The sequence below is a fragment of the Flavobacterium sp. HNIBRBA15423 genome (assembly GCF_052655965.1).
Genome location: NZ_CP199751.1, coordinates 3,280,202 through 3,293,671, shown reverse-complemented (window position 1 = coordinate 3,293,671; position 13,470 = coordinate 3,280,202). Strand labels below are relative to the sequence as shown.

At 30.5% G+C, this 13,470-nt stretch carries 8 protein-coding genes and 1 tRNA gene; 5 read left to right on the top strand and 4 right to left on the bottom strand.

Going from position 1 to position 13,470, the window contains the following annotated elements; genetic code table 11:
- Position 1: 1 nt before the first annotated feature.
- Positions 2 to 3,211, bottom strand: coding sequence for a glycosyltransferase family 117 protein (locus tag ACULEV_RS14750; protein WP_445455806.1), 3,210 nt, complete (start codon positions 3,209 to 3,211; stop codon positions 2 to 4).
- Positions 3,212 to 3,360: 149 nt separating this feature from the next.
- On the opposite strand from ACULEV_RS14750, the gene ACULEV_RS14745 reads away from it, so the two are divergent.
- Positions 3,361 to 3,431, top strand: a tRNA-Gln gene (locus ACULEV_RS14745).
- A gap of 50 nt (positions 3,432 to 3,481) precedes the next feature.
- Here ACULEV_RS14745 and ACULEV_RS14740 read toward each other — a convergent pair.
- On the bottom strand, positions 3,482 to 4,306 hold the full coding sequence (locus ACULEV_RS14740) for a universal stress protein (RefSeq protein WP_445455805.1): 825 nt from the start codon (positions 4,304 to 4,306) through the stop codon (positions 3,482 to 3,484).
- Positions 4,307 to 4,479: 173 nt separating this feature from the next.
- Between ACULEV_RS14740 and rimP the strand changes: the two genes are divergently transcribed.
- The 3 genes from rimP to infB are packed head-to-tail and all read left to right on the top strand — an operon-like array spanning position 4,480 to position 9,063.
- Entirely contained in the window at positions 4,480 to 4,947 is a 468-nt protein-coding gene (gene rimP, locus ACULEV_RS14735; RefSeq protein ID WP_445455804.1) for a ribosome assembly cofactor RimP, read from the top strand.
- Between the two features lie 13 nt (positions 4,948 to 4,960).
- Positions 4,961 to 6,199, top strand: a complete 1,239-nt coding sequence (gene nusA, locus ACULEV_RS14730) for a transcription termination factor NusA (RefSeq protein ID WP_445455803.1) — start codon at positions 4,961 to 4,963, stop codon at positions 6,197 to 6,199.
- A gap of 53 nt (positions 6,200 to 6,252) precedes the next feature.
- On the top strand, positions 6,253 to 9,063 hold the full coding sequence (infB, locus tag ACULEV_RS14725) for a translation initiation factor IF-2 (protein ID WP_445455802.1): 2,811 nt from the start codon (positions 6,253 to 6,255) through the stop codon (positions 9,061 to 9,063).
- A 252-nt stretch (positions 9,064 to 9,315) separates the two neighbouring features.
- Here infB and ACULEV_RS14720 read toward each other — a convergent pair whose 3' ends face one another.
- Together ACULEV_RS14720 and ACULEV_RS14715 are read right to left on the bottom strand one after the other, a co-directional pair.
- The gene (locus ACULEV_RS14720; protein ID WP_445455801.1) at positions 9,316 to 11,514 is read right to left on the bottom strand and encodes a TonB-dependent receptor plug domain-containing protein; all 2,199 of its coding nucleotides are present in this window, start codon (positions 11,512 to 11,514) and stop codon (positions 9,316 to 9,318) included.
- Positions 11,515 to 11,521: 7 nt separating this feature from the next.
- Positions 11,522 to 11,911, bottom strand: a complete 390-nt coding sequence (locus tag ACULEV_RS14715) for an SPOR domain-containing protein (RefSeq protein ID WP_445455800.1) — start codon at positions 11,909 to 11,911, stop codon at positions 11,522 to 11,524.
- Between the two features lie 218 nt (positions 11,912 to 12,129).
- On the opposite strand from ACULEV_RS14715, the gene ACULEV_RS14710 reads away from it, so the two are divergent.
- Positions 12,130 to 13,443: a c-type cytochrome gene (locus tag ACULEV_RS14710; RefSeq protein ID WP_445455799.1), complete on the top strand. Its 1,314-nt coding sequence runs from the start codon at positions 12,130 to 12,132 to the stop codon at positions 13,441 to 13,443.
- Positions 13,444 to 13,470: the final 27 nt, after the last annotated feature.

Here is a 13,470-nt window from a genome sequence, read left to right as displayed (position 1 = left end):
ACTACTCCATGTCTCTTTCAAATTCTGGAAACATTTTATTGTAATTGTTGAATTTTACTTTTTCTTGGTTATAGAATTCCATATCGTTTGCTCGTTTCATAATTTCTAATAAACTTCGATAACGTTCAATATTAGAAACTATTGTCATCATGGTTTCTCTATCTAATTGGCCTTTATTAATAGCTTTATAGTAAGTTAGCACTTCTTGATACTTAACAATCAGTTTTTTGATGACTTCTCTTGCTTTTTCTTTTTTGCCAATTTCATAATACCCTTCAGCGAAAGGATCTACTAAGGTATAATATTCAAAATAATCAATTGGCATTTTATCCATTGCCAAATCAATTATGTTTTCAGCTTTCTCATTTTTACCTTCGTTTATTAATGTTTCCATTAATCGCGCAAGATTAGTTCTATAGGTAATGCCATTTTTACGTGTTTCAGGGTCGTGATACATATTTGGATTACCACTATTTCCCCAATCCCATTTTCTAATAATATTATACATCTTGTCAGAATCGATGAATCCCATTTCTAAAGGATTTGGTCCATCATTTCTACTTTTGGTCTTTACAGGAACTAATTTAAAGCACATAGCGTCTAATTCTAAGTAATCTTTCATCCATAAATAATCCTCATCTCCAAAACTTCCTCCAGTAAAGTAAATCGGGCGTTTCCAATTATTAGCATTAATGATGTCAAGCATCATTAATCTGTTCTTATACAAAGCATCTCCTTTTATTTTAAATTGCATATATGGTACAATAGAATCATAATATTTTGGAGAAACTACTTCATTTTTAATAATTGTTTCTTTGTCAATAGGTATAATAATTTTATTTGATGGAAAATAATTGACAGATTGCCCACTTCTTAAATCAATTTTTGCTCTTTCGTCTTCAAGTGACATAAATCGAATTAAATCTTGTAAAAGAATAGAATCCTTAGTTTTTTCGATAAAGAAACTGTAATCTCTATTGCTTCCTTTGTATAAATCTCTTGACATAGTAAGCGGAATAGGGTCAGAATCATAAGCTTTTCTTCTCATTTGGTCTATATACCAGTCAGTCATGAATAGGCTTGTGTTAACGATTCTAATATCTGTACGATATCCTTCAATTTCTTGTGCATACCAAAGTGGAAAAGTATCATTATCTCCAATGGTAAATAGTATGGCATTTTTATCGCATGAATCTAAATAGGCTTTTGCATTAGCTAAAGCTGTATATTTATTGGCACGAGAATGATCATTCCAGTTTTGAGAAGCCATTAAAACAGGTGCAGCTAATAGAGTTAATCCAAGTATTACTGGAATAGTAACTTTAGAGCTTAAGTGTTTTTTAATTCCGTCATATAATGAATATACTCCAAAAGCAATCCACATTGCGAATACATAAAAAGAACCAACTAAGGCATAATCTCGTTCTCTAGGTTCAAATGGTCTTTCATTTAAATAAATCTTTAATGCTAATCCAGTAAATAAAAATAAGACAAGTAAAACATAAAAACTTTTAATATCTTTTTTTGCATGATAAATCATTCCAATCACTGCTAATATAAAAGGCAAGAAAAAATAAGTATTTCTACCTTTGTTGTTAAGCATGTCTGAAGTTAAATTGTCTTGACTTCCAAGTCTAATTGCATCAAGGAATTTTATCCCACTAATCCAATTTCCGTCCAAAGAATCTCCTTTCCATTGGTTGTCACTTTGTCTTCCAGTGAAATTCCACATTAAATATCTCCAGTACATATAACCAAATTGAAATTCAAACATATATTTCATATTGTTTATAAAACTTGGCTTTTCAACAATTAAATACTCTCCATATCCTTTTAGAAATTTATTATAGTCATCATAATCTAACCTTTTGCTATTAAAAGCACTTCTAAATTCGGATACAATTTCTACTAATTCTTGTTCATCTGCATATTCTGGTTTAATTCTAAAATCTAATGGTTCTGTAAAACGCATATAGTTCTCACTATGATCATTACTCCACATTCTTGGTAAGAATGCTTTGTGGTTGTCATCTGTATTTTGATTCGCATTTTTATAATTATTGGTAATAATATATTTGCCAGACTTGTAATCTCTTTCGTAGTTAGGCTTTCCATCTGTGTATGGATTGTTTTCATCTAAACCTGAGTAAGTGTCAGAAAATTGAGGGCCATAAAACAAATGTTGTTCACCATACTGTTCCCTATTGTAGTAAGCTAGAACTTCAGCTGCATCGGAGGGTTTGTTTTCGTTAATTGGAGGGTTTGCGTTCGCTCTTATAGGTAGCATTAACCAAGTAGAAAAGCCAATTAAAATAAACAAAACAGATAATATGATGGTGTTATAAAAAACATGTCCTTTTGCTTTAGTGTATCTTAATCCAAAATAAAATAAAGCAACTAAAATTAAGAAAGCTAATATTGTTCCAGAATTGAAAGGTAATCCTAAACTGTTTACTGCAAAAATTTCTGTTTTTCCAAAAAAAGCTAAAGTATAAGGGAGTAGTAATTTAAAAATGAATAATAATATAGCAACAATTACAACATTTGCTATTAAAAAACTTTTTATAGTAATGTTTTTGTATTTTTTAAAGAAATATAAAAAGCCTATTGCAGGAAATGTTAGTAGAGCCATGAAGTGAACTCCAAATGATAAGCCTATAACTAAAGAGATAATAAGTAACCATTTATTTCCTTTGGGTTTGTCTATGTCTTGTTCCCATCTTAATCCTAACCAAAACAGTAAAGAAATTAAAAAAGAAGCCATAGCATACACTTCTGCTTCTACTGCATTATACCAAAAGCTATCTGAAAATGTAAATGCTAAAGAAGCAACACAAGCACTTCCTAATAACATAATGTAATTTTCCTTTGACTGGTTTTCTTCTTTTATAAAAATACGTTTCATTAAAAGTGTTAATGACCAAAACATGAAAAGTATAGTAAATGCACTAGAAAAAACAGACATCATATTAACCATGAGTGCTATTTTTGAAGCACTTGTAGCAAACATTGCGAAGAAGGCTCCTAGCATTTGAAATAAAGGAGCTCCTGGTGGATGTCCAATTTCAAGATTGGCAGAAGTTGCAATATATTCCCCACAATCCCAAAAACTCATAGTTGGTTCAACTGTTAATGAGAAGGTTACCAAAGCAATTGTAAAAGTTACCCAACCTATTATAGTATTCCATTTTTTAAAATTAAATGCAGTCATAAAGTATCTATTTGTCTTTTTTAATTTGTAATACAAAGAAACTACTTTTTTGTTAGCATAAAAGATTTAAAATAAATTTTAATATTTTTTTTAGAAAAACTTGCAGAATAAAAAATATGTACTAAATTTGCACTCGCATTAAGGAAATATGTCCCATGGTGTAATGGTAACACTCCGGTTTTTGGTACCGTCATTCAAGGTTCGAGTCCTTGTGGGACAACAAAAAAAACCTCTCAATTGAGAGGTTTTTTTATTTTAAATTTTTTCAGGTTATATTTTAAAGGTTATAACAGGTCTTTTAGCATGATTAACTAAATCTTCACTAATACTTCCATTAAAAAAGTGAGAAATTCCTTTTCTTCCATGTGTACTCATTCCTATAATATCAGCATCTATGCTTTTTGCAAAATGAAGAATTCCTTTTTCAACATTAATGTCGTTATAAATGTGAGTTGAAAAACTGTTTATTTTAAAATTAGATACAAACTCGTCCATTATATTTTGAGCAACACGAGTAGATTTAAAGTTATTAGGTGTGTTTATATTTACTAAATGAATGTGTGAGTTAAATTTATTTGCAAAATCAACTACTTTTTCAAATGGTTTTTTTATTTCGTCAGAAAAATCAGAAGCAAAAACAAAATCTTTAGCGTTAAAATTCTCTTCTTCTCTCTTAATAACTAAAACAGGTATTTCAGAATTTCTAACCACTTTTTCAGTGTTTGAACCAATAAACATTTCTTGAAAACCACTAGCGCCATGTGAACCCATGACAATTAAATCTGCATTATGGCTTTTTTCATTTTTCATAATTCCATCAAAAGCAATTTCAAATTGAATGAGTTTGGTGGTTTTAATACCTTCTAAATAAGGAGCGGTCATTAAATGGTCAAGTTTAGCAATCGCAGCATTTTTGAAAAGCATTAGTTCTGGTATTTCATGTGAAGAGGTTATTGCATCGTTCCCAGTAGTAGGAAGCTCAAGCATATGAACTACAATTATTTCACTATTGTCTTTTCTTGCTATTTGAGCCGCTACTTTTAAAGCATATTCGGCATGTTTGGAAAAATCTGTGGGTACTAAAATTTTTTTCATAAATTAGGTGGTTTTTTGGTTTTAATTGTAAAAGTTTACATCATAAAGTTACTGATTATATTCTAATTAAACAATTATTTTAATTTAAAAAAAATATTATGTATATTTGCACCGATTATTTATAAAGTAGTTAAATAATGAGGCACGCATTGCGTGCCTCTTTTCATAAAAATATGACATTTAAAGAAGAAGTAAATCAGTTATTGGAAGATGCCTTGAAAGAGCGTCCGTCTTTGTTTTTGATTGATTTAAAAATAGATGATTCATTTAAAATTAGCATCGTTTTAGATGGTGATAATGGTGTTAGTTTGCAAGATTGTATTGATGTAAGTAGAGCGATTGACGGTAATTTAGATAATGAAAAATATGATTTTAGTATCGAGGTAGCTTCAGCTGGAGTTTCAAGTCCATTAAGCTTAGTTAGACAGTATAAAAAAAATATTGGAAGAAATTTAAAGGTCAAAACAACAACATCTCAAGAGATTGAAGCATTGCTTGCAGCTGCTGATGATAATGGAATCACGTTAGAATGGAAAGCAAGAGAACCAAAAAAAATAGGAAAAGGTAAAGAAACAGTAGAAAAATCTGTAAATTTGCCTTATTCTGAAATAAAAGAAGCTACAGTAATAGTATTATTTTAAATAAAGAGTTGACATGGAAAATATTGCGTTAATAGAATCGTTTTCAGAATTTAAAGACGATAAGCTCATAGATAGAGTTACCTTAATGGCAATTTTAGAAGATGTGTTTAGAAATGCATTGAAGAAAAAATACGGTTCAGATGATAATTTTGATATCATTATTAATCCTGATAAAGGAGATATGGAAATTTGGAGAAATAGAACTGTTGTTGAAAATGGAGAGGTTGAAGATGAAAACTCTGAAATTTCATTAGCGGAGGCAAGAAAAATTGAACCTGATTTTGAAGTAGGTGAAGAGGTTTCTGAAGAAGTGAAGTTGTTTCAATTAGGAAGAAGAGCTATTTTAGCACTACGTCAAAACTTAATATCTAAAATTCATGAGCATGACAATACTAATCTTTACAAGCAATTTAAAGATTTAGTAGGAGATATTTACACAGCTGAGGTTCACCATGTAAGACCAAAAATGGTTGTTTTGATGGATGATGATGGAAATGAGATTGTTTTACCAAAAGAGAAACAAATTCCAAATGATTATTTCAAAAAAGGTGATAATGTAAGAGGGATTATTGAAAGTGTTGAATTAAAAGGTAATAAACCTCAAATCATGATGTCAAGAACTGCTCCAGAGTTTCTTGAAAAATTGTTTGAACAAGAAATTCCTGAAGTATTTGATGGTCTGATTAATGTTAAAAAAGTAGTAAGAATACCAGGTGAAAAAGCAAAAGTAGCTGTAGATTCTTATGATGATAGAATAGATCCAGTTGGAGCTTGTGTGGGAATGAAAGGTTCTCGTATTCATGGTATTGTTCGTGAATTAGGAAATGAAAATATAGATGTTATTAATTATACAAATAACATTCAATTATATATAACAAGAGCTTTAAGCCCAGCTAAAGTTTCTTCTGTTAAAATTGACGAGGTAACTAAGAAAGCAGAAGTTTTCTTAAAAGTTGAAGAAGTTTCAAAAGCAATTGGTAGAGGAGGATATAATATTAAATTAGCAAGTTTATTAACTGGTTATGAATTAGATGTTATTAGAGAAGGAATTGTTGAAGTTGATGATGTTGAATTAAGAGAATTTTCAGATGAAATCGATGCTTGGGTAATTGAAGAATTTGAAAAAATTGGATTAGATACAGCTAGAAGTATTTTAGGTCAAGATGTCGAGGATTTAGTAAGAAGAACAGACTTAGAGGAAGAAACTATATTAGAAGTTGTTCGTATTTTAAAAGAAGAATTAGAGGACTAGTTTTTTAAAAAAAGAACAACGCACAAAACAAAAAGAATTAGAAAAAAGATTATATGTCTGACAAAAGAGTTATAAGAATCAACAAAGTTTTAAGGGAGTTAAACATTTCTCTAGACAGAGCCGTGGACTTTTTAAAGGAAAAGGAGCATGAAATTGAAGCAAGTCCAAATGCTAAAATATCTCAAGAGGAATACGATGTCTTATGCAGTCAATTTTCTGCCGATAAAGGTAAGAAAGTAGCCTCTCTTGAAGTAAGTGAAGAGAAGAAAAAAGAGAAAGAAGCTCTTAAGAAAGAGCTTGAAAAAGAGGTTGAGATTAAACGTCAGCATGAAGAACTACAAAAACAAGAAGTAATTAAAGCAAGAGCTTCTTTAGTAGGACCTAAAGCAGTAGGAAAAATTGATTTAAATCCTAAAAAGGTTGAACCAAAACAAGAAACTCCCGTTGTTGAGGAAAAGCCAGTTGCTAAAGTTGAGAAAAAAGAAGAAACTCCTGTTGTTGAAGAAAAACCTAAAGTAGAAGAACAAAAACCAGTTATTAAAGTTGTTGAAAAAGTAGAACAACCAAAACCAACTACTGTTTCTGTAGAAAAAAATACTTCAATAGAGCAGCCTATTTCAGATGAGCCTGCCGAAGAAGTTAAAATAGCAACTAATTATCAAAAATTATCTGGAACAACTTTTACAGGTCAAAAAATTGATTTAAGTCAGTTTAATAAACCTAAAAAGAAGATTGAACCTAGAAAAGATATTAAAAAACCAGGAGACGCTAAAACTCCTAATGTTGCTGGTAACAGTAACAACAATAATAACAATTCTAATAAGAATAAACGTAAGAGAATAACAAAACCAGTTCCAGGTGCTAATAATGCTCCAGGTCAAAGTGGTGTTAAAAAAGATTTCTCAAAAGATAGATTTAATAAAGGTAAAAAAGTTGTGGTTCAAAAAACTGAACCAACTGAAGAGGAAGTTAAAAACCAAATTAAAGAAACTCTTGAAAGACTTCAAGGAAAAGGTAAAAAAGGCTCTAAAGCTGCTAAATACCGTAAAGATAAAAGAGATACTCACCGTCAACGTGTTGATGATGAACAACAACAACAAGAATTAGAGAGTAAGATTCTTAAAGTTACAGAATTTGTAACAGTTGGTGAAGTTGCTTCTCTAATGGATGTGCCAATTACCAAAGTTATAGGTACTTGTATGTCTCTAGGAATAATGGTAACGATGAATCAGCGTTTAGATGCTGAAACATTATCGATTGTAGCAGATGAATTTGGTTTTGAAGTTGAATTTATTACAACTGATATTGAAGAAGCTACCGAAGTAATTCTAGATAACCCTGAAGATTTAATTCATAGAGCACCTATTGTTACAGTTATGGGTCACGTTGATCATGGTAAAACATCTTTACTAGATTATATTCGTGAAGAAAATGTAATTGCAGGTGAATCAGGAGGAATTACACAGCATATTGGTGCTTATGGTGTTGAACTAGAAGGAGGTCAAAAGATTGCTTTCTTAGACACACCAGGTCACGAAGCATTTACTGCGATGCGTGCACGTGGAGCTCAAGTTACAGATATTGCAATTATTGTGATTGCGGCAGATGATGATATCATGCCACAAACCAAAGAAGCAATTAGCCATGCTCAGGCAGCCGGTGTACCAATGATATTTGCAATCAATAAAGTGGATAAACCTACAGCTAATCCTGAAAAAATTAAAGAAAAATTGGCAGCTATGAACTTGTTAGTTGAAGATTGGGGTGGTAAATACCAGTCACATGATATTTCAGCAAAAACAGGTTTAGGTGTTAAGGAATTATTAGAAAAAGTGTTATTAGAAGCTGAAGTTCTGGAATTAACAGCAAATCCTGATAAAAATGCTATTGGAACTGTAGTTGAAGCACAATTAGATAAAGGTCGTGGTTATGTTACTACTATATTAGTACAAGCTGGAACATTAAGAATTGGAGATTACATGCTTGCTGGAAAAAACCACGGTAAAATTAAAGCTATGTTTGATGAACGTGGTCATAATGTTACCGAAGCTGGTCCGTCAACTCCTGTGTCAATATTAGGTTTAGATGGTGCTCCAACAGCTGGTGATAAGTTTGGTGTATATGATGATGAAAGGGAAGCAAAACAAATTGCAGCCAAACGTACTCAATTACAACGTGAACAATCTGTTCGAACTCAGAAACACATTACTTTGGCCGAAATTGGTCGTCGTATTGCATTAGGTCAGTTTAAAGAATTGAACATTATTCTTAAAGGTGACGTGGATGGTTCTGTAGAAGCATTGTCAGATTCATTCTCAAAATTATCTACTGAAGAAATTCAAATTAATATTATTCATAAAGGAGTTGGTGCTATTACAGAATCTGATGTTTTATTAGCTTCTGCTTCAGATGCAATTATTATTGGATTTAATGTACGTCCACAAGGAAATGCAAAAGCATTAGCTGAAAAAGAAGAAATTGATATTCGTAATTACTCTATTATCTATGCAGCTATCGATGATTTGAAAGATGCAATGGAAGGAATGTTATCTCCAGAATTAAAAGAGGAAATTACTGGTACAGCTGAAGTTAGAGAATTGTTTAAAATTTCAAAAGTTGGAACAATCGCTGGATGTATGGTAACTGATGGTAAGATATTTAGAAATTCACAAATTCGTTTAATTAGAGAAGGAGTTGTAATTTACACAGGTGAATTAGCTACTTTAAAACGTTTCAAAGATGATGTGAAAGAAGTTTCTAAAGGATATGATTGTGGTGTACAAATTAAAAACTACAATGATCTTCATGAATATGATTTAATTGAAGCTTTCCAAGAAGTCGAGGTTAAAAAGAAATTGAAATAAATAAAAGAGATTTATATAACAAAAACCGAACTATGAGTTCGGTTTTTTGTTATAATTAAGATTTTCCTGATAAAAATCTAATCCTATATGTTTCTTTGCTTAATCTAAGTTTTATCGATGGTTAAATTAAAAAATAATTCTATATTATTAAAGCATTTTGTTAATGATGTATTGCGATTTTAGAAATCAAACTATCTTATGTATTATTAAATTTGAATATAGTTTTTAATAGATAGATATCAGATAATTTTTTTAAAAACTATATTTTAATCCACCATAAATATTTCTACCTGGAGCATTAATTCCTGATGCAAAATTTCTGTATTGCGTATCTAAAATATTTTCAATTCCTACAAACAAAGTAGCTCTTTTAGTTATGTTGAAACTTGTTTTGAAATTGTAAGTTTCCCACGCAGGCATACCTCCTTCTGGAGCATATTGGATATTATCTTCACCATTTGAAAAATAATCTTTACTGCTTTTTTTACCATTATATAAGATATAGCCTTCAAATTGCCCCCATTTTTTATCATAACGTAGACCTATTTTACCAAAATAAGGTGAAATATGATCTAACGGACTTTCGCTTTGATCCTCTACAATTCGACCATATGTATAATTGAAACTAACATTAAATTGTAAGTCTTCAATAATATAGCCTTTCATGTTAGTTGATATTCCAGTGATATAAGCTTTTCCTTTGTTTTGGTTAGCTAAAACTTGACTATTTGAACCATTGTAATTAATGACGTTTTGTCCTTGGTATTCAAAATTATCGATTACAATCATATCATATAGACGAGTGTAAAAATAAGTATTTTCAAATTTAAATCGTTTATTTTTAGATTGAACTACTATACCTACATCACCTGTTATTGTTTTTTCGGGAGCTAAATTTTCATTGGGAACAATTATAAATCCACCTCCAGATTCAAATATTTTACCAAAATCATCAATATTTGGCACTCTAAAACCAGAAGAAACATTTGTTTTTAGAGCAACATTTTTAGAAGTATTGTGCACTATTCCTAATGAACCACTATATGTAAAATTACCTTGCTGTATTTCTGAAAAAGGCAAAGGGAAATAAGTATCATCAGCGATAGTGCTTTTTAAGGTAGTATAACCAAAACGACCACCAACAGTCCAAGCTGTTTTTTCGTTTGTTTTTTCGTTGTATGATATGTAAATGTCATTTCTAAACATGTTATTGTCCCCATTTGGATAACGTGAATCTAATCCATTAGTAACTCCAGTATTTATGTTTTGTATGTAAGCTGAAGATTTTAGGGTTTCAAAATAGGACTCAAATCCATAGAACAATTCTCCTTTTTTAAATTTTCTATTGAAATCTGATGAAAAAGAATACATATTTACATTTTCTTCTCTATGTTGCAAGTTATAATTCTCAAAACGTCTATTATGTCTGCTTTCTTTTATATTTTGAAATCCAACACTAATACTCAAATCACTATTGAATAATATTTTTTCTTTCTCAATAGTATAAGCTGTTAAAATTCTCTGTTGAGGACCATAATACCATTCTGCATTTTTTAAACCTGTTGCAGTTACATCAGTCAATCTATCATATCTTGGAATATTTGAGGTAGTTGAAAATTGTAAATTTATTCCATGTTTGTAGCCAGAATTAGTTTTGTAGGCTATTTTTTGTAGTGCATTATATTGAGTATAACCTGAAAATTTCTGAACATATTTATTGTTGTTTTCAACCAATTGATCAACACCATTAATGGTTTCTATATAAAGAGACCTTTCTCCAAAGAAATCTGCATGTGGATTTTTTCTTTTCCCCATTTTTAAATCCCCAAAATCATTGTATGAAAAAATGGTTAGTGAAGCAAAATTTTCAGTGGCATAATTTAAATCCAATGAAGCTGATTTTTCTTCATTAACATTTCCGTATCTTGTATTTATTCTTCCGGAAAATTTATTATTAGTTTCGTTTGAAAATTTTGCTTTTTTTGTAGTTATATTTACAGTTCCACCAAGTGCATCACTGCCAAATAATGTTGACGTTGGGCCATAAAATATGTCAACATTTTCAATCATATTTTCGTCAACAGTAATTACATTTTGTAAATGACCAGCTCTAAATATTAAATTATTCATTCTAAAACCATCTACTAACAATAAAACCCGACTTGCTTCAAGTCCTCTGATGGAAGGGCTTCCGCCTCCTTGTTGTGATTTTTGAACAAATAATGAGCCTGAATTAGCTAACATCTCTGCTGTTGTTTGAAAATTCTGAAATTCTATTTGCTTATTATTTATAGACTCAACTTGGTTAGGTAATATTTTTTTGCTTTTAGGTATTTTTTTCGAAGTAACTACAACCTCTTCTAAAGTATTAGTTTTTATTGAGTCATTAATGGTTTGCGAAAAACTATAAAAACTAAATAATAGAATGTAAAGAAAAAATATTCTTTTCATTTGTTTTTTAACGATTTGGCTTTATAAGAAAAGCAGTAGGATATTTTTTCTTGATTTCAACTAAATCTTTTTCCGCATTAATCCTTAGCTTGTATTTGCCAACCCAAACTTTATAAGTAGGGTTTGTATACAAATAAGTAGCTTCAATATCTTTGAAATCCTTTTTAAAACCTACTAAAGCTCTCTTTGCAGATTCTTTATCTCCATAAAAAATTTGAATGGTGTAATTCTCGTCAGACTCGTTAGAATTGTCAAGATTTTGTTTTTCTTTTAATAATTTACCAAATCTTGGATCTTGAATGACGGTTGTTTTGTCTTCTTGAGAAAAAGAATTTGAAGTAATAAAAAAGCTGATAAGTAATAAGTAAAAATGATTTTTAATAGTTAATTTTCTCATAATGAATAAAATTTAAAGCAAAAGTACAATTTTATAAACAAAACAAAATAAGTAAAATTATTTAGAATAAATATAAATTACATTTTAAGATAAAATTAAGGTTTTTAGAATAGTTCTAATATTGTATTTTTGTCGGAGTTTAAAATAATGTATGCTTGAAAGGTGTAAATTATATATCTAAAATCATACCAAATCTAGTCGATAATCATTAATTAAATATGAAAAAGGTGGGTAACCATAAATCGTTTTCAAAGATTTTCTTCAGTTTAGCTTTAACGCTATCTTTTTCTTTATCTGTTTTTTCTCAAGATCCAGTGCCTGTTGATACAGTTGCTGCTCCAATAGCAGGAGGTGATCCTGCTGCAGGTAAAGCCCTTTTTAATGCTAATTGTGCTGCATGTCACGCTTTGGATAAAGTAATGACAGGACCTGCGCTAAGAGGTGTTGCTGAAAAGTATGACGTTGAATTTCTTTACAAGTGGATCAAAAACAATACTGAGCTTATTAAAGCGGGTGATGCTACAGCGTTAAAAATATTCAATGAGAATGATCAGAAAGCAATGACTAATTTTCCTCAATTGTCTAACGCAGATATTGATAATATTTTAGCATATACATCTGAACCTAAACCTGAACCTCCAGTTGCTAAAATTGAACCAGTTGATGGTAACGCATCAGGCAGTTCTGGAATTTCAAATGATGTTATTTTAGGTGCTTTAGCTTTAGTACTAACAATGCTAATCGTTATGTTGTTCTTAGTGAACAATGTATTGGTGAAAATTGCCAAAGCTAACGGTATTGAAATTCAAAAAGATGATAAGTCATTGCCAATTTGGAAAGCTTTTGTAAAAAATCAATTCTTGCTAGTGGTATCAGCAATTTTATTCTTATTGTTTGCAGCCTATTTTGCTTATGGGTTCTTTATGCAAATAGGTGTGGATCAAGGATATGAGCCAGTTCAGCCTATTCATTATTCGCATAGAATACATGCAGGTGATAACGCTATAGATTGTAAATACTGTCACTCTGCCGCTAGAGTTGGTAAGCATTCAAATATACCTTCTTTAAATGTTTGTATGAATTGTCATAAAAATATATCTGAAGTAGCTCCAGAAACTTTAGCAGAAGGAAATGAATTTGGAGTTAACTATAATAATGAAATTCAGAAGTTATATAATGCTGTCGGATGGGATAAGACTACACAAACATATACAGGTAAAACTGAACCAGTAAAATGGGTTAGAATTCATAATTTACCAGATTTTGTTTATTTTAATCATTCTCAACACGTAACTGTTGCTGGTGTAGAATGTCAAACTTGTCATGGTCCAGTTGAAGAAATGGAAATAATGAGACAACATTCGTCTTTAACAATGGGATGGTGTGTTAACTGTCACAGAGAAACTAATGTGAAGGTTGAAGACAATGCATACTATACAAAAATACACGAAGAACTTTCTAAGAAGTATGGAGTTAAACAGTTAACTGCTGCTCAAATGGGAGGTTTAGAATGTGGTAAATGCCACTATTAATTAATATAATTTAAGAAGCTAATATCA

Excerpts from the sequence above, each read along its gene's own strand:
- ACULEV_RS14750 (WP_445455806.1), bottom strand. The coding sequence starts at position 3,211 with ATGACTGCATTTAATTTTAAAAAATGGAATACTATAATAGGTTGGGTA.
- ACULEV_RS14740 (WP_445455805.1), bottom strand. The coding sequence starts at position 4,306 with ATGAAAAAAATTTTAGTACCCACAGATTTTTCCAAACATGCCGAATAT.
- rimP (WP_445455804.1), top strand. The coding sequence starts at position 4,480 with ATGACATTTAAAGAAGAAGTAAATCAGTTATTGGAAGATGCCTTGAAA.
- nusA (WP_445455803.1), top strand. The coding sequence starts at position 4,961 with ATGGAAAATATTGCGTTAATAGAATCGTTTTCAGAATTTAAAGACGAT.
- infB (WP_445455802.1), top strand. The coding sequence starts at position 6,253 with ATGTCTGACAAAAGAGTTATAAGAATCAACAAAGTTTTAAGGGAGTTA.
- ACULEV_RS14720 (WP_445455801.1), bottom strand. The coding sequence starts at position 11,514 with ATGAAAAGAATATTTTTTCTTTACATTCTATTATTTAGTTTTTATAGT.
- ACULEV_RS14715 (WP_445455800.1), bottom strand. The coding sequence starts at position 11,911 with ATGAGAAAATTAACTATTAAAAATCATTTTTACTTATTACTTATCAGC.
- ACULEV_RS14710 (WP_445455799.1), top strand. The coding sequence starts at position 12,130 with ATGAAAAAGGTGGGTAACCATAAATCGTTTTCAAAGATTTTCTTCAGT.